Consider the following 16,735-nt stretch of genomic DNA (forward strand, 5'->3'; position numbering starts at 1 on the left):
AGAGCGGTCTTGTGTAAGGCAGTGGCAAAAAATCAGGCGGCAGCCGAATAAGTCGTGTAGCTGGTTTCGTCCATCAGGGCGTCGAGCTGGATCGGATCGGACAGCTTGACCTTGAAAAACCAGCCCCCGCCCAGCGGGTCGCTGTTGGCCAGGGAAGGATCGGCGCGCAGGGCCTCGTTGACCTCAATGACTTCGCCATTGACCGGCATGTAGACGTCGGCCGCAGCCTTGACTGACTCCACTACGCCGGCGGTGTCTTTTTGCGCGAAGACGGTGCCCACGGCGGGCAGCTCGACAAACACCACATCGCCCAGCGCGTCTTGCGCATGCACGGTGATGCCGACGGTAGCCGTGTCGCCGTCAATCTTGAGCCATTCGTGGTCTTCGGTGTATTTGACAGTCATGGGGTTCTCCGCAGGTTCGATGAATTGGAAATGAAACGGTAAAAAACGAAATCAGCCGCGATAGTAGCGGCTGGGGACAAAAGGCGTGGCCGTCACTTCCATGGTTACCGGTTTGCCGCGCACCATGGCATTAAGTCGGCTGCCGACGGCGGAAAATTCCGGTTTCACATAGCCCAGGGCGACCGGCCGGTTGATGCTGGGGCCGAGCAGCCCGCTGGTGACTTCACCGATGGGCATGCCGTCCGTACTTTGCAGCTCCGTCTGGTCGCGAACCGGAATTCGCTCTAGGGCCATCAAGCCGACACGTTTTCTAGTCAAAGTGGTGACTGGGTGGTCCAGCTGGGCAAGAATTTTTTCAGCACCCGGAAAACCGCCGGTCCGCGCGCCGCCCGTGCGACGGACTTTCTGGATGGCCCAGTTCAGGCTGGCTTCTACCGGCGTGGTGCTGGCGTCGATATCGTGGCCGTAAAGGCACAAGCCGGCTTCCAGGCGCAGCGAATTGCGCGCGCCCAAGCCGACGGGTTTGACCTCGGGCTGCGCCAAGAGCGAGCGGGCCAGGGCAAGAGCCTGCGAGGCGTGCACGGAAATTTCAAAGCCGTCTTCCCCGGTGTAGCCGCTGCGGGTCAGGAAGCAGTCGCAGCCCGCTACTGTGAAGCGGCCGCCGCTCATGAAGACCAGTTTTTCAACGCCGGGCGCCAGTCGCTGCAAGGCGTTCACGGCCTGCGGTCCCTGCAATGCCAGCAGCGCCATCCCGGGCAGCGGAATGACCTCACAGCGAGCGCCGATTTTTTGCTGGATATGGGCAATATCGCCGACCTTGCAGGCACCGTTAACGACGATAAACAAGTCGCCACCATTGGCGTAATCGCGGTTGAAAAACATCAGGTCGTCGATGATGCCGGCGTTTTCATTGAGCAGCAGGCCGTAGCGCTGCCTGCCAGCGGCCAGGTCGATCACGTCCACCGGCATCAGGCTCTCCAGCGCGGCGGCTGAATCACGCCCGACCAGGCGCAGTTGGCCCATGTGCGACACATCAAACAGACCGGCGGCGCTGCGTGTGTGCAGATGCTCGGCCATCAGCCCTGCGGGGTATTGCACCGGCATGGAGTAACCGGCAAACGGCACCATGCGCGCACCGAGTTCCAGATGCAAGTCATGCAGGGGGGTCTGTAGAAGATCTTGCGGCGTGGCAGGGGGGGTAGGCGCTGGATCGGACACTGGCGTTCTCCGGGGGCAAACATGGATCCATGGTCAACAAACCATGCGCTGCCCCTGCTGTCCACTTTACCTGAGAGATTCGCCTGGCGATGCAGGTTTGCTCCTTCGGTGGGCCGCTTTGAAAGCGACCTCTCTCCAGTAGGGAACGCCCTCAGGCGCTGTGCGCTGGAGGGCGGTTGCCAGTCCTTTTGCCTGAGCGTTCAGTGCACCATTGAGGGTGACACATGCGCCTTCGGCGGTTTTCGTGGTGAAAACTCTCTCCTGACCGGCCGAGTGTAACGGATGCAGTGCCATCTGTTCGCTGCCTCAGTCAATCCAGAGTCTGAACTCCCGCAGAGAGCGGCTGCCGTCAGCCACCAGCCAACAGGCCTGTCGGCGCTTTTCACGCGCTTTTGCGCCAAGTTTTAGCATAGCGCAGCCTCAGTCGGTTTTGCGCAGCGGCGGGAATCGCCTTAAAGCAGGGGAAAACCCTAGAAATAGTCGCAAAAATGACCGACGCAAAAATTATTTTTGAACTTTTCGACGCGGCCATGCTTAACCTGATCGTCGTCCGGGCGGAGAGTAAAAAGTGGCAGTAGACTTCGCTAGGCGGTTGGGCGGCACTCCATCGTGGAACTCTACCCAATGGCTTCACAACGAGGAGACAACATGGAAATAAATTCGCGTGCTAGTGGGGGGGAGGCAAGTTCAGTTCCAGACAGCTTTGAGACTGCGACCTACAACAAGGTTGGGTGGCGTTTAATCCCTTTTTTGCTGATTTGTTATGTGGTGGCTTACCTTGACCGCGTCAATGTTGGCTTCGCCAAGCTGCAGATGCTGCAAGACCTGAAATTCAGCGAGACGATTTATGGCCTGGGTGCGGGCATCTTTTTTATTGGCTACTTCCTGTTCGAAGTCCCGAGCAACGTGATCCTGCATCGGGTCGGCGCTCGTGTGTGGATCGCGCGCATCATGGTGACCTGGGGGGTGATTTCTGCGGGCATGATGTTTGTTGAGTCTGCAACCAGTTTTTATGTGATGCGTTTCCTGCTCGGTGTGGCCGAGGCAGGGTTCTTTCCCGGCATCATTTTGTATCTCACTTACTGGTATCCGGCAGCCCGCCGCGCCCGCATGACCGCACTTTTCATGAGCGCGATTGCGTTGTCAGGCGTGATTGGTGGCCCGTTGTCTGGCTGGATCATGCAAAGCTTTGCGGGTGTCAACGGCTTGAAGGGCTGGCAATGGCTCTTCATTCTGGAAGGTCTGCCCTCAGTCCTCGTGGGCATCGTCACCTTTTTCTATCTTGATGACAGCATCAAACAAGCCAAATGGCTGACGAGCGAGGAAAAAGCGTTGTTGGAGCGCAATATCGTCGTGGAAAACACCGGCAAGCAGGATCTGTCAATTCGCGCCGTGTTTGCTGACCCACGCGTTTGGTTGATGAGCCTGATTTACTTCACCTTCGTGATGGGGCTTTACGGTGTCAGCTTCTGGTTGCCGACGATCATCAAGGCCACTGGTGTGAAAGACGCGCTGCAGATCGGTTTCTTGACTGCGATTCCTTATGGCTCTGCGGTGGTCGCGATGATTCTGGTGTCTCGCAGTGCTGACCGTAGTCGTGAACGGCGCTGGCACATTGCCATTCCCGCGCTGCTGGGCGCTGCCGGCCTGGTGCTCAGTGCTGTTTGGGGGCAAAGCACGGTATTGGCCATGACTGCCTTGACCGTGGCAACCATGGGCATCCTCACGACCCTGCCCTTGTTCTGGAGCCTGCCGACGGCGTTTCTTGCCGGTACCGGCGCAGCCGCGGGAATAGCACTGATTAACTCCCTCGGAAATCTCGCTGGGTTTGTCAGCCCGTTTCTGGTCGGCTGGCTGAAGGACCTGACTCAAACCACGAACACTGGCATGTACATGCTGGCTGGCTCGATGGTGCTGGGTGCGCTGCTGACACTGAGCGTGCCGGCGCGGCTTGTCAACAAATAGCCCTGGATTACGGTTGCCGCGCGAATGTCGCGGCAGCCGGATTTTCGCGCAGGTATTCGTCAATGATGTCATCGAAGCTTTCACTGGCCAGCAGACCCAGAGCGCCGGCACGAGCTGCGTTGATGTGTGCAGGCCAGCTGGTGACGATTTTCTGAATCACCGGGTCGGGTGTCCAGTCGATTAGTGCGGTCGCGGCAATGCCGGCGACGCGCTCCAGCGCCGCGGCCATTTCGCCCCCGGGGGTTTTGAGCGCCGGCAGATTGACGGCGCTACGGGCGCCCCACTCGGCGTCGCTCGCTTGCGCGGCGCGTATCAGGCCTTCAATGGTGCGGGCGGGCGACGACAGCGCCACGGCGGTTTCCGGCGGCACCGGGCAGGATGCCCTCAGACCCACCAGCGGTTCGCGGATCATGCCGCTCAGAAAGCTGGACGCCGCGCCATTGGGCTTGCCGGGCCTTACGCTGACGGTCATCAGGCGAACGTTGCGGCCGCGGATGAAACCTTTGCGGGCGTAATCGGCCACCAGTTGCTCACCGATGAATTTCTGGATGCCGTAGCTGTTTTGCGGCGTCGGCAAAGTACGGTCGTCAATCACGGCGGGCAGCGGTTGCTCGGGCGAATTACCGAAGACCGCCAGCGAACTGGCAAACACCACGGTAGGACAGGTTTTCAAGGCGCGGCAGGCTTGCAGCAATGCGCGCGTGGCGTCCAGATTGCTCCGCATGCCGAGATCAAAATCCGCCTCGCACTCACCGCTGACAGCCGCCGCAAGATGAAAAATGATAGCGTCTTGTGACCGTATTACCTGGACCCCAGCCGTATTTCGTTCAAAAAGCAGGTTGAGGTCACCGATCACGGCGCGGATGCGCGGCTCATTGGCCAGATCCGCCGGGGGCGCCACCCGGTCAACCAGCGTAATGCTCTGGATGGTTTGCGGGGCGTTGCCGGCAAGCGAAAATTCCTCCTGCGCAAGCAGCTGGCGGGCCAGCCTCGCGCCCAGAAACCCGGCGCCGCCGGTGATCACGATGTTCATGGTGAGTGTGTCTCCTGGTGAGTCAGTGGAGCGGAATCCGTTCACGGTGCAGTCTAGCGCGAGCAGAGTCCGGTTAGCCGCTCCCGCGCTTGCGGGCGCATGGAAACCCGGAACTCCAGGTTCTCCAGGTTGACAGCGGCTGAGCTGGTAGCACTCGGATTGCTGCGCGTGTAAAAGGCGCGTCTGCAGCGCCTACATGCCGCTGTAGTTGGGGCCGCCGCCGCCTTCGGGTGTGACCCAGACGATGTTTTGTGTCGGGTCCTTGATGTCGCAGGTCTTGCAATGCACGCAGTTTTGCGCATTGATCTGCAGGCGATCGGAGTTGTCCTCGTTCTTCACGTATTCATAGACACCGGCCGGGCAGTAGCGGCTTTCGGGGCCGGCATAGATGGCCAGGTTGATGTTGACCGGCACGCTGGCATCCTTCAGCGTTAAGTGAGCCGGCTGATTTTCTTCGTGGTTGGTGTTGGATACAAACACGGAACTCAGCCGGTCGAAGGTGATCTTGTTGTCAGGCCTGGGGTAGACGATCGGCTGGCACTGCGCTGCGGGTTTCAGCATCGCGTAGTCGGGCTTGTTGCGGTGAATCGTCCATGGCGGGCTCTTGATGCCCAGGCGCGGCAGCAACCAGTGTTCGATGCCGGTCATCAGCGCACCGACGTACAGTCCTTTCTTGAACCAGGCCTTGAAGTTGCGCGCCTGGTTCAGCTCGTCGGCCAGCCAGCTTTTGGCGTAGGCTGCGGGGTAGGCGCTCAATTCGTCGTGCTGGCGTCCTGCAGTCACGGCAGCGTAAGCGGCCTCGGCGGCCAGCATGCCGGTCTTGATCGCCGCATGGCTGCCCTTGATGCGTGCGGCATTCAGGTAGCCAGCTTCGCAGCCGATCAGCGCACCGCCGGGGAACACGGTTTTGGGCAGGCTCAGCGCGCCGCCTGCCGTCAGGGCCCGCGCGCCGTAGCTGATGCGCTTGCCGCCTTCAAGATATTGCCGGATGGCGGGATGCGTTTTCCAGCGCTGCATTTCCTCAAACGGGCTGAGGTAAGGGTTGCTGTAGTCCAGCCCGGTCACAAAGCCGAGCGTCACCTGGTTGCCCTCCAGGTGATACATGAAGCCGCCGCCGTAGGTCTGGCTGTCCATCGGCCAGCCAGCGGTGTGCACAACCAGGCCGGGCTGGTGTTTGTCCGGATTGATTTCCCAGAGTTCTTTCACGCCCAGCGCGTAGGACTGAGGGTCCTTGCCTTCATCAAGCTTGTAGCGCGCGATGAGTTGGCGGCCCAGATGGCCGCGCGCGCCTTCGGCAAACACGGTGTATTTGCCGTGCAGTTCCATGCCCAGCTGGAAGTGGTCGGTCGGCTCGCCGTCCTTGCCCACACCCAGATTGCCCGTGGCTACGCCTTTTACCGAGGGAAAACCTCCATTTTTGGCGCCATCGTCGTTATAAAGCACTTCGGCAGCCGCAAAGCCGGGGAAAATTTCCACGCCAAGGTTTTCTGCCTGTTGTGCCAGCCAGCGCGTCACGTTGCCCAGGCTGATGACGTAATTGCCCTTGTTGTGAAAACAGTCCGGCACGAAAAATGCCGGTGTTCTGGCTGTGCCGGTCTTGCTCAGGAACAGCACTTCATCGCTGGTAACGGGCTGGTTCAGTGGCGCGCCCAGCGCTTTCCAGTCTGGCAGCAGTTCGCTCAGGGCCTTCGGGTCCATCACCGCGCCCGAGAGGATGTGTGCGCCCGGCTCTGAGCCTTTTTCCAGCACGACGACGGAAACGTCCTTGCCTTTTTCAGCCGCCAGCTGTTTCAGGCGAATCGCCGTGGCGAGGCCGCTAGGTCCTCCGCCCACAACGACCACGTCATATTCCATTGCTTCACGGGGGCCAAACTGGGCCAGAATCTCTTGGGGTTTCATCGGGGACTCGCTGATAATGAATTTCAGAACGGGTTGTCGGACTCGCGACTGATTTTATGTCGTGAACCGGCAACTCAGCGGACGATTGCTTGTATGCATTCCTAATATTGAGAGGAGTCTCTAATGGCTTTCAGCATCGATCTTTCGGGTCGTGTCGCGCTGGTGACGGGCGCGTCGGGTGGATTGGGTTCGCAATTTGCAAAAACCCTTGCCCGCGCCGGCGCCGCCGTGGTGCTGGCCAGCCGCCGGATCGACAAGCTGAAAGACTTGCGCGCCCAGATCGAGGCTGAAGGGGGCGACGCCCATGTGATCATGCTCGATGTGACGGATCACGCCAGCATCAAGGCCTGCGTGGCCCATGCCGAAACCGAAGTCGGCCCCATCGACATCTTGGTCAACAACTCCGGCGTGAGCACCACGCAACGGCTTCAGGATGTCGATGAAGACGACTTTGACTTCGTTTTCAACACCAACGTCAAAGGCGCTTTTTTTGTTGCGCAGGAAGTTGGCAAACGCATGCTGGCCCACGCGAAGGGTGCGGCTCCGGGCACCTATCGGGGCGGGCGGATCATCAACATTGCATCGATGGCCGGGCTGCGCGTGTTGCCGCAGATTGGCGTGTATTGCATGAGCAAGGCGGCCGTGGTGCAGATGACCCGCGCCATGGCGCTGGAGTGGGGCAAGTTCGGTATCAACGTCAACGCCATTTGCCCGGGCTACATCGACACCGAAATCAACCACCATCACTGGGAAACCGAGCAGGGCAAAAAGCTGGTCCAGATGCTGCCGCGCAAGCGCATCGGCAAGCCGGAGGATCTGGACGCATTGCTAGTCCTCCTCGCCAGCGGTGAAAGCCATTTCGTCAACGGCGCCATCATTGCTGCGGATGACGGTTTTGGGGTCTGACAACAGGGCCCTCATGCCCGTCGTTTCGGATGCCGCGCTGCCTTCCGGGGGGGCTGGCCTTGCCTGGGACGGCCAGGCGCGGCGGCCAAGCGCCCTGCCGATGGCGGTATTTGAGTGCTGAGCGGGGTTCTGGCGGGTCTGGCGGCGGGCGCGCTGTGGGGTCTGGTGTTCGTTGCGCCGCGCATGCTTCCCATGGGCGGCGGCGGCTATTCTTCGGTCGATCTCACCGCCGGGCGCTTCGCCGTTTACGGCTTTGTGGCCGCCGCCGTCATGCTTATCGGCTTGCGCAGCCGCAGCCTTCCTACCCCACGTCAGGCGGCAGCCGCGCTGCTCATGAGCGTGCTTGGGTTTAGCGGCTATTACCTCTTGCTGGTGCTGGCCGTGCGCGATGCCGGCACCGAAGTGCCAACGCTTATTATCGGCACGATTCCGCTGTGGATCATGCTGCTGGGCAAACCGCAGGGTTTGCGTTGGTCGTCACTGCTGCCCGGGCTGGCGCTCACCCTGGCGGGGCTGCTGCTCATGATGGGCTCCACGCAGCGCATGACAGCCGGGGCCAACCTGCATTTCTGGCGCGGCATTGCTTTTGTCATGGTCTCACTGGTGTGCTGGACGGTGTTTGCGGTTCTCAATTCTGCATGGCTCAAGCGCCACCCCGAGGTCAACGCCACCGACTGGGCCAACTGGCTGGGCGTGGCCACCGGCCTCGGCGCGCTGCTGATGTGGCTGGCGGCCGGCTCAAGCGTGACTGTGCTGGCTGCGCGCGACGACTGGGCAAGATTTGTGTTGCTCTGCGCACTGGCAGGTTTTGGCTCAACCTGGCTGGCGACCATCCTGTGGAACATGGCCAGCCAGCGGCTCAGCGCGAGCCTGTGCGGTCAGCTGATCGTCAGCGAAACCATTTTTGCCCTGCTGTATTCTTTTGCCTGGGATGGCCACTGGCCCGCTCCCGCACAGTTCGCCGCCTGCGCCTTATTCACGCTGGGCATTCTGGCCTCGATACGGGCTCACCGCTGAGCCCGTGCAAACTACTTGCCGCAACATGAAAATTGAAATACCCGAGAAGAAAAAGCTGGTCCACGAAATGCGCATTGCCATCCGCTGGGGCGACATGGATGCGATGGGCCACCTGAATAACGGCACTTATTTTCGTTACATGGAAACCGTCCGGATTGACTGGATGTACGCCATTGGCTGCCAGCCCGACCCACAAGGCGAAGGCCCGGTCATCGTCAATGCCTTTTGCAATTTCTACAGGCAGCTGGAGTATCCGGGCGATGTGCTGATCAAGATGTTTGTCAGCGACCCGGGCCGTACCACCTTTGAAAGCTGGGCCACCATGGAACGCGTGGACCGGCCCGGCGTGATCTGCGCGGCGGGAGGTGCCACCACTATCTGGGTCGATTTTCCGGCGCAAAAGGCCAAAACACTGCCTGACTGGATGCGCCAGCTGGTGGAATCATGAATTTTAGGAAAAATACCGTGTATGTCCATTTTTTATGGTTACTTTGTGCTATTGAATAAATAGCAAACTGGTTGGCTGCGCGAATTGCGAAGCGGGCTTTCCGCGCCTCGCGGCGAAGGCTCTTTTCAAGTGGGCAAGGCTGGCGACCCCCTCCTACTGTGCGACGCGGTATTGGCCGCGCGGGTAGATCTTGGCGCGGTGTATTCTCGAATCTTTTCTGTCTGTCAGGCGCTTATCCTTATGTTCTTCCTCGGAATCGGAACCGCCACACCCGCCACGCGCTACACCAAAGCCGAATGTCTGGAGGCGTTTCAGAGTTCCGACTGGTTCGATCGGCTCGACGCGCGCGCCCACCTGGTCGCGCGAACGGTTCTTCAGCGCGACAACGGCATCGAGGCGCGCCGGCTGGCGGTTGATTCGCTGGCCGAAGTGTTCTGCATTGACCCGGACACGCTTTCCCGGCGCTTTCTCGATCACGCACCCGTGCTGGCAGCCCAGGCCGCTACACGGGCGCTGGCCGATGCCGGGCTGGACGCGCGGCAGATCGGCGCCGTGGTGGTCAGCACCTGTACCGGCTATGTGTGCCCCGGCCTGTCGGGTCACGTGGCCGAGCGTCTGGGACTGCGCGCCGACATCCAGGCCTTCGACCTGGTCGGGCAGGGGTGCGCCGCAGCGCTGCCCAACCTGCAGCTGGGCCGCGCGCTGCTGGCATCGGGCGCTTGCGAGCATGTGCTGTCTATTTGCGTTGAGGTCAGCAGCGCGGCCATGTACCTGGACAACGATCCTGGTGTGTTGATCAGCGCCTGCCTTTTTGGTGACGGCGCTGGCGCGGCCGTGCTGTCGCGCACGCCAGCCGCGTCCGGCCGACGTATTGAATGGATGGACAACGCATCGCTGATCGAGCCGGCCGAGCGCGACGCGCTGAAGTTCGAGCAGCGCGCCGGCATGCTGCGCAACATCCTGACCCGCGGCGTGCCGGCGCTGGCTGGCCAATATGCCGTCCGCGTGCGCGACACGGTGCTTCAGCGCGCGGGACTAGCCAGCGCCGACATGAGCGCCTGGATCATGCATGCCGGTGGGCGCGACGTCCTGCTCACGCTGGAGCGCAGCCTTGGTCTGCAGCACGAGGATTTGCGTTACAGCGCCGCCATGCTGCGCGAATACGGCAATCTGTCGAGCGCTTTTGTCTATTTCGTGCTGCAGGCCGCACTGGCCGACGACGCACCCGACGGATGGTGGTGGCTGTCAGCATTCGGCGCCGGCTTCAGCTGTCATGGCGCATTGTTGGAAGTACGAACTTGAGGCGCCCGACGCAAGCCGGACGCTGGCCAGCACATGGGGAATTTTTATGAGCATGCGCCGGGTCGTCGCTGCTGAAACACTGGACGGGCTGGCCGCAGACGATCCGTCCGCGATCCGTTCCAGGCGCGACCTGCAGCGCGTGCACCTGGCGATGGGGACGCGCGGGATCGTGGCGCGGGCGCTGCGCGAACTGACGGCCTCTCGCCGCGCGGCCGCGCCACTTCGCGTGCTTGAACTCGGCGCCGGTGATGGCACCCTGATGCGGTGTGTTGCCCGCGCATTGAAAAAGAATGGGCCAGCCGCACGGCTGGAACTGCTGGATCGGCAGAACCTTGTCAGCACTGCGACGCTGGCAGGCTATGCCGCGCTGGGCTGGCACGCCAGCGCCCGGGTATGCGACGTGTTCGACTGGGTTGCCAGTGACAGCGCACCGCACGATGCAAGGGCTGAGCCACGCTGGGATGTCATCATCGTGAATTTGTTCCTTCACCACTTCGAGGGCGTCCAGCTGGATGCGCTGCTGGGCGCGATTGCGACGCGCACCAACAGCTTCCTGGCCTGTGAACCGCGCCGTGGCGTGCTTGCACTGGCTGGCAGCCACTTGGTCGGCGTGATGGGTGCCAACGCCGTCACGCGTGAAGACGCCGTACTGAGCGTTCACGCCGGGTTTCAGCAAGGGGAGATTTCGGCGCTCTGGCCGCCAGGCGGCGCCGAGTGGATGCTGAAGGATTATTCAGCCGGCTTTTTCAGTCACTGTTTTTCGGCCTTGCGGCGCTCGAACCAAAACGGGAGAACCTTCTGATGCAAAACGACCGGCCAAGCCGTTTCGACGCCGTTATCGTGGGCGCCGGTCCGGCGGGATCGACGGCTGCCATCCTGCTGGCGCGGGCTGGCTGGTCGGTGGCGCTGGTCGAAAAGCAGCGCTTTCCACGGCGCAAGGTTTGCGGGGAATGCATTGCGGCGAGCAATCTGCCGCTGCTTGACGCGCTCGGTATTGGCGCTGGATTCGATGCCCTGGCCGGGCCGCCCCTGCGGCGGGTGGCCTTGATGCAGGGCAAACGCGCCATCATGGCCGACCTGCCGGCTGCCAGTGACCCCCGTCATGCGTGGGGCAGGGCGCTGGGGCGTGAAACGCTGGACACGCTGCTGCTGGAGCAGGCCAGGGCGGCTGGGGCCGTGGTGCTGCAGCCCTGGTCGGTGCAGGCGCTCGGCGGGTCGGCAGGTGACCATCGCTGCGAGATCCGCTGCGTGGAGTCCGGCGAAAAGGACACACTTCATGCGCCGGTGCTGATTGCCGCCCACGGCTCGTGGGAAGCGCTGCCCTCAGGCCGGCAAAGCCGGCGCTTTGCCCGCAAGCCGGCTGACCTGTTTGCTTTCAAGGCCAACTTCAGCGGCGCAAGCCTGGCCGATGGCTTGCTGCCAGTGCTTTCGTTCAAGGGTGGTTATGGCGGCATGGTGGTCGGCGATCAGGGCACCCTGACACTCGCTTGCTGCATCCGCCAGGACCGGCGGGAGGCCTGCCGCAGTGCGGCACCGGGACTGAGTGCGGGGGAGGCGGTCGAGGCCATGCTGAAGCGCGAGTGCCAGGGTGTTGCCAAGGCGCTGGCCACCGCGCGGCGTGGCGGCGTTTGGCTGGCGTCGGGCCCGATTGATCCCGGCATCCGGCTGCGCGATGACGACCCCTTGTTTCGCATCGGAAACGCCGCGGGCGAGGCCCACCCGATCATCGGCGAAGGCATGAGCATGGCCATGCAGTCTGCCTGGTTGCTGTGCGCCCGGCTTTTGCGTCCGGCCGCGCGGAAAACCGACACCCCGGCTCCGCAATGGGCGCGCGACGTGCGCGTCCGCTACAACGCTGACTGGCGTCACCATTTCACATCCCGCCTGCGCTGGGCCGCCATGTTCGCGCAGCTGGCGATGCGGCCTGCTGTTTGCGCACCTTTGCTGGCGGGCTTAAGCTATTGGCCATCGCTGCTGACGCAGGGTGCACGCTGGAGCGGCAAACTGCGCTGTGCGCCCACGCCGGCAAGCATCGCATGGCTGGCGGCTGGCCTGGCCGGCAAACCGGCAGAGCCGGTTTTGGCATGGCCCGACGCGGTACAAGTCACCTCAGTGAACAAGGAAGGCATTTCATGACTGAAACTTACGATTGGCTTTGCAAAATGCTGGTGGCGGAATACAAGATCGAACCGTCAAAGCTGGCCCTCGATGCGCCGCTTGCTGACTTGGGCATAGATTCGCTCGGAATGGCCGAGCTGCTGTTTAATGTCGAGGACGAATTTGGCATCACTTTGCCGCCGGAACCGGTCGAATTGCCGACGGTGGGCGATGTGGTCCGCTTCATCGACGCATTGATCCTGGCCAGCAAAACTCGCCCGGATGCGCCGGAGCCGGGTGTGGCGGGTCCGTCAGCGGGCGACACCGGCCTGCTCAAGCCCGATCCGTCATGAGGCGGGTGGCGGTGACTGGCGTCGGCGTGGTTTCGCCACTCGGCCATGACGCGGAGGAAGCTTTTGATGCTGCCCGCGCTGGCCGGTCCGCCATTCACCGGCTCGATCTGCCGTTTGCGCAGCGGCTGGTCACTCCGCTCGCCGCGACCGTGCAGTTCAATGCGGCCGAACATTTCGAGCCGCCCAAGCTGCGCATGCTTGATCGCGTCAGCCAGTTCGCCCTGGTGGCCGCAAGGCGCGCGCTTGCCGATGCGAACGCCGGGTTTTCAGCCGCCGACCGCACCCGCACCGGCGTTTTCCTCGGCACGGGCATGGGCGGCATCAACACCTTGGACGGCGGTTACCAGACTCTTTACGGAGAAGCCTCAGACCGCATCAAGCCATTCATGATTTTCATGGGCATGCACAACGCGCCCGCGGCGTGGATCGGTATAGAGCACTGCTTCGGGGGGCCGAACCTGACGTACTCGACCGCCTGTTCTTCATCGGCGGTGGCGATTGGCGAGGCCTGGCAAAAACTGGGGCGCGGCGATCTTGAGCTTGCCGTTGCCGGTGGCGCAGAGGCGCCGCTTACGCTGGGCTCACTGAAAGCTTGGGAAGCGCTTCGAACCGTGGCAAGCATCGATGCCGATGATCCCGCCACGTCGTGCAAGCCGTTTTCGAAAAATCGCAGCGGCATGGTGCTGGGCGAGGGCGCCGCCGTGGTGGTGCTCGAGACCTGGGACCGCGCAGTGGCCAGGGGCGCATCGATCTACGGTGAGGTGGTGGGCTATGGGCTGACCACCGACACCGGCCATATCACCCAGCCCAGCGTGGCGGGGCAGGCGGCCGCGATCCGCGCGGCCCTTGACTCCGCGGCAATTGATGTGTCCGCGATTGATGCGATCAACGCGCACGGCACGGGGACGCGGGCCAATGACAGCGTTGAAACCGCCGCGATCAAGGCGGTATTTGGCGACCGCGCGCCTCGCATCCCGATCAGTGCGACCAAGGCCGTGCATGGTCATTTGCTGGGCGCCAGCGCGGCGCTTGAGCTTGTCCTGTCGCTGCTGGCGATGCGGCACTCGGTGGCCTTGCCGACAATGCACTTGCGGGTTGCCGATCCCGAGTGCGATCTGGACTATGTGCCCAATGTGGCGCGCGAAGGCGTTGCGATTCGCACCATGCTTTCAAACTCTTTTGCCTTCGGCGGCACCAATGCGGTACTGGCCTTGCGGGCGGCGCCCTGAGGCCCTTTCGGTGCGTAGCGATTCTGGCCCGGGCCTGCGGCGTTTTGCCGCAGGGCAGACACGCTGTCAGCGTCAATGGCTGGCGGGGGAACCCGTTTCAGCGGCCACCGGCTTGGCCGTTTTCGGCACTCGCCCCATCAGGTAAAACTCCGGGTTTGGCTGCATGCCGCTGAAGTTCGCCATGCGGTTCGAGAGGCCAAAGAAGGCGGTGATGGCAGCGATGTCCCAGGCATCCTCGTTGCTAAAGCCGTGCGCCTGCAGCGTATCAAAATCGGCATCCTCGATCTGCTCGGATTCGAGGCAGACCTTCATCGCGAAGTCGAGCATGGCGCGCTGGCGCGGCGTGATGTCGGCCTTGCGATGGTTTAGCGCGACCTGGTCGGCCACCAGCGGTTTTTTTTCGTGAATCCGCAGGATTGCGCCATGCGCCACCACGCAATAAAGGCAGTGGTTCGCCGCGCTCGTGGTGGTGACGATCATTTCGCGCTCGCCCTTGGTCAATGAACCCTCGGGGTTGCCGCTTTCCTCCCTCAGCATCAGCGCGTCATGGTAGGCGAAGAACGCACGCCATTCGGCGGGGCGGCGGGCCAGCGCCAGAAACACATTGGGCACGAAACCGGCTTTTTCCTGGACTTCAAGTACCTTGGCCTTGATGTCGTCGGGCAGGTCGTTCAAATCGGGCGCGGGGTAGCGAACTGGCATGTCTTGTCTCTTTCCGGTTTGGGCAAAAGTTGGTCTGGCCATGATACGTTCTGGAAGCGCGCGGCATGTTCAACAAAAAGGCGCAGGGCGGTAAAAACAGCTTGTCTGTTTACCAATAATAATAGTCGTCAATGCGGGTGGTTCCAGGGGTCGGCAGCCCCGTCGATTGAGCATGGCGGCTCTGCAGAGTCAGGCTGCTCCTGCGGTCGACCGTGCCTGTTGGGTTCATCGCCAATCCGGCTGCCGTTAGTGTTGCCGACCCGCATCGTGCCACCGCACCATCGCACCATCGCGGTGGTTGCTGTTGACCGGAATCTGGTGGTTCGGTTGTTGCGCATGGACTCAAGCTATTGGCTAAAGACTATTGAGGTCAGGCTCATTCGCCACGGCAAGCGCGCATTCATCCGTCAATATTTAAGGCTTTCGTCAGCAAACACCTGAAACCGGCCGTTATGCTGGCAGTTTTTCAGGAGCAATTGCCGCATGGAATCCGACTACGAAAAAGGCCTGACCACCCGCAGGCAGGTGATGGGCGAGGAATTTGTCGCCAATGCTTTGGCGGGCATCACCGATTTCACCCGGCCGATCCAGGAGCACATCACCGCCAAGGCCTGGGGCGATGTCTGGCAGCGGCCGGGCCTGGATCTCAAAACCCGCAGCCTGATCACGGTGGCGATGCTGACGGCGCTGGGAAGGCAGCATGAGCTCAAGGGCCATTTGCGGGGTGCGCTCAATAACGGCGCAACGCCTGCCGAGTTGCAGGAAGTGCTGCTGCACGCCGCCGTGTACTGCGGTGTGCCGACGGCGGTCGAAGCGTTCAGGACGGCTGCCGAGGTGGTGGATGGTCCGCGAAAAGCATGAGCCAGCCGGGCGATCCGGTTTGGACCGGTTGACACTGGCTTTGACTGGTTTTAGGAGTGTTTTTGGCCGCAGGTCCAACAAGTACGGCTATGTTCAGCTATTTAATTTATAGCAATATACCGCCTTTGGGGGAATTGCCGTTCGCTGGCGGCCAGCGGTGTCAGGGCAGCCTGGCGGGTCGCCGGAACGGCTCGCGGCGCTACCATCGGGGCAAGGCTTCAGCAGGGTGACGCGGAGCCGCTCACGACGGTCTGCGTTCGGCGCAGAAAGCGTCGTATCAGCCGGCCGCCCGATTGTGGAAACAACTTCAGAGCGCATCATGAAAATTGCATTGCTTTCTGACATACATGCCAACCTTCGAGCGCTCGACGCCTGTCTGGCGCATGCCCAGGCGTCTGGCGCAAGCCGTTTTGCCGTGCTGGGCGACCTGGTAGGTTACGGAGCCCAGCCCGCCGCCGTGGTGCGCCGGGTCCGCGCGCTGGCTCGCGCGGGCGCTTTGGTGGTGCAAGGCAATCATGACGCGCTGGCCGTCAGCTTGTCCGGCCAGGCGCTCGCCGCTGACGAGGGCGGTGCCGCCTGGACGCATGCGCAGCTCGGCGCGGCAGAGCTGGAATTTCTGGCGGGCCTGCCCTTGACCGCGAGCGACAATTCGGTTTTCCTGGTGCATGCCAGTGCCGATGCGCCACAGCGCTGGCACTATGTGGACAATGAGCACCGGGCGGCGGCCAGCCTTGACGCGGCTTGTGCGGACGCGCGCATTCGCTATGTCTTTGGCGGCCATGTGCATCACCAGACGCTTTATTTTCGCGGTCTGCGCCAGCAACTCATGCGCTTCATGCCCACCCCCGAAGTCCCTATTCCGGTATTGCCGCACCGCCGCTGGATTGCCACCATCGGCTCGGTCGGACAGCCGCGCGACGGCAATCCACTGGCCATGTATGCCATGTTTGATCCGGACCGCGCCGAGCTGACTTTTCACCGGGTCGCGTATGACCACCTGGCCGCTGCGCAGGATATCCGCGCGGCGGGCCTGCCGGAATTTTTCGCCCGCAGGCTGGAGCAGGGATTGTGAAGTTGCTCACAGCCGGCACGCTCATGGATGGCTTTCTGGTGGGGGACTGCCTGCATGCTGGCGGCATGGCGCACATTTATCAGGCAAGTTTTGCCGATGCGTCGCGGCGCGCGCCTTTTCCGATGGTCATGAAAGTGCCGCGCATGACCCAGGGCGATGGCGCTGAAAACATCGTCGGTTTTGAAGTGGAGCGGCAAATCCTCACGGTGTTTAAGGGCCCCCCAGTGGC

The 16,735-nt window shown here is 62.1% G+C and carries 16 protein-coding genes, 1 pseudogene and 2 riboswitches; of the genes and pseudogenes, 12 read left to right on the forward strand and 5 right to left on the reverse strand.

What is annotated here, in order from left to right:
- Positions 1-32: 32 nt before the first annotated feature.
- Positions 33-404, reverse strand: a complete 372-nt coding sequence (gcvH, locus tag HHJ19_RS01545) for a glycine cleavage system protein GcvH (protein ID WP_296903466.1) — start codon at positions 402-404, stop codon at positions 33-35.
- Positions 405-455: 51 nt separating this feature from the next.
- Positions 456-1,532, reverse strand: a complete 1,077-nt coding sequence (gene gcvT, locus HHJ19_RS01550) for a glycine cleavage system aminomethyltransferase GcvT (RefSeq protein WP_296903504.1) — start codon at positions 1,530-1,532, stop codon at positions 456-458.
- 137 nt (positions 1,533-1,669) lie between these two features.
- Positions 1,670-1,771: riboswitch (glycine riboswitch) on the reverse strand.
- Positions 1,772-1,792: 21 nt separating this feature from the next.
- Positions 1,793-1,896, reverse strand: a riboswitch (glycine riboswitch).
- A gap of 374 nt (positions 1,897-2,270) precedes the next feature.
- Here gcvT and HHJ19_RS01555 point away from each other — a divergent pair.
- On the forward strand, positions 2,271-3,587 hold the full coding sequence (locus HHJ19_RS01555) for an MFS transporter (protein ID WP_296903468.1): 1,317 nt from the start codon (positions 2,271-2,273) through the stop codon (positions 3,585-3,587).
- 7 nt (positions 3,588-3,594) lie between these two features.
- Here HHJ19_RS01555 and denD read toward each other — a convergent pair whose 3' ends face one another.
- Both denD and HHJ19_RS01565 read right to left on the reverse strand, forming a co-directional pair.
- Positions 3,595-4,620: a D-erythronate dehydrogenase gene (gene denD / locus HHJ19_RS01560; protein ID WP_296903469.1), complete on the reverse strand. Its 1,026-nt coding sequence runs from the start codon at positions 4,618-4,620 to the stop codon at positions 3,595-3,597.
- Between the two features lie 192 nt (positions 4,621-4,812).
- Positions 4,813-6,519, reverse strand: coding sequence for an electron transfer flavoprotein-ubiquinone oxidoreductase (locus HHJ19_RS01565; protein ID WP_296903471.1), 1,707 nt, complete (start codon positions 6,517-6,519; stop codon positions 4,813-4,815).
- A gap of 123 nt (positions 6,520-6,642) precedes the next feature.
- Here HHJ19_RS01565 and HHJ19_RS01570 point away from each other — a divergent pair, with 123 nt between their 5' ends.
- The 8 genes from HHJ19_RS01570 (at position 6,643) to HHJ19_RS01605 (ending at position 13,871) form a co-directional block, all read left to right on the forward strand.
- Complete coding sequence (locus HHJ19_RS01570; RefSeq protein WP_296903473.1) at positions 6,643-7,425, forward strand: SDR family oxidoreductase; 783 nt, start codon at positions 6,643-6,645, stop codon at positions 7,423-7,425.
- A gap of 114 nt (positions 7,426-7,539) precedes the next feature.
- Positions 7,540-8,442 (forward strand): DMT family transporter, encoded by a 903-nt coding sequence (locus HHJ19_RS01575; protein WP_296903475.1) that lies wholly within the window; start codon positions 7,540-7,542, stop codon positions 8,440-8,442.
- Positions 8,443-8,467: 25 nt separating this feature from the next.
- Positions 8,468-8,890, forward strand: coding sequence for a thioesterase family protein (locus HHJ19_RS01580; protein WP_296903477.1), 423 nt, complete (start codon positions 8,468-8,470; stop codon positions 8,888-8,890).
- Positions 8,891-9,130: 240 nt separating this feature from the next.
- Positions 9,131-10,192: a 3-oxoacyl-[acyl-carrier-protein] synthase III C-terminal domain-containing protein gene (locus HHJ19_RS01585; RefSeq protein WP_296903479.1), complete on the forward strand. Its 1,062-nt coding sequence runs from the start codon at positions 9,131-9,133 to the stop codon at positions 10,190-10,192.
- Positions 10,193-10,238: 46 nt separating this feature from the next.
- Complete coding sequence (locus tag HHJ19_RS01590) at positions 10,239-10,994, forward strand: methyltransferase domain-containing protein (protein WP_296903481.1); 756 nt, start codon at positions 10,239-10,241, stop codon at positions 10,992-10,994.
- Positions 10,994-12,328 (forward strand): NAD(P)/FAD-dependent oxidoreductase, encoded by a 1,335-nt coding sequence (locus HHJ19_RS01595; RefSeq protein ID WP_296903483.1) that lies wholly within the window; start codon positions 10,994-10,996, stop codon positions 12,326-12,328. The genes HHJ19_RS01590 and HHJ19_RS01595 overlap by 1 nt, the downstream gene beginning before the upstream one ends.
- On the forward strand, positions 12,325-12,642 hold the full coding sequence (locus tag HHJ19_RS01600) for an acyl carrier protein (RefSeq protein ID WP_296903489.1): 318 nt from the start codon (positions 12,325-12,327) through the stop codon (positions 12,640-12,642). The genes HHJ19_RS01595 and HHJ19_RS01600 overlap by 4 nt, the downstream gene beginning before the upstream one ends.
- The gene (locus tag HHJ19_RS01605; RefSeq protein WP_296903490.1) at positions 12,639-13,871 is read left to right on the forward strand and encodes a beta-ketoacyl synthase; all 1,233 of its coding nucleotides are present in this window, start codon (positions 12,639-12,641) and stop codon (positions 13,869-13,871) included. The genes HHJ19_RS01600 and HHJ19_RS01605 overlap by 4 nt, the downstream gene beginning before the upstream one ends.
- Positions 13,872-13,943: 72 nt before the next feature.
- Here HHJ19_RS01605 and HHJ19_RS01610 read toward each other — a convergent pair whose 3' ends face one another.
- Positions 13,944-14,573, reverse strand: coding sequence for a peroxidase-related enzyme (locus HHJ19_RS01610; RefSeq protein WP_296903491.1), 630 nt, complete (start codon positions 14,571-14,573; stop codon positions 13,944-13,946).
- Positions 14,574-15,056: 483 nt separating this feature from the next.
- Here HHJ19_RS01610 and HHJ19_RS01615 point away from each other — a divergent pair, with 483 nt between their 5' ends.
- The 3 genes and pseudogenes from HHJ19_RS01615 to HHJ19_RS01625 all read left to right on the forward strand — a co-directional run.
- On the forward strand, positions 15,057-15,434 hold the full coding sequence (locus tag HHJ19_RS01615) for a carboxymuconolactone decarboxylase family protein (RefSeq protein WP_296903493.1): 378 nt from the start codon (positions 15,057-15,059) through the stop codon (positions 15,432-15,434).
- Between the two features lie 319 nt (positions 15,435-15,753).
- A complete protein-coding gene (locus tag HHJ19_RS01620; RefSeq protein WP_296903494.1) occupies positions 15,754-16,506 on the forward strand; it encodes a metallophosphoesterase family protein in 753 nt (250 codons plus the stop codon).
- Positions 16,503-16,735, forward strand: a pseudogene (locus tag HHJ19_RS01625) (serine/threonine protein kinase); the annotation flags it as partial. The gene HHJ19_RS01620 and the pseudogene HHJ19_RS01625, both read left to right, overlap by 4 nt.

The sequence above is a fragment of the Polaromonas sp. genome, from assembly GCF_012927415.1.
GTDB lineage: Bacteria > Pseudomonadota > Gammaproteobacteria > Burkholderiales > Burkholderiaceae_C > Polaromonas.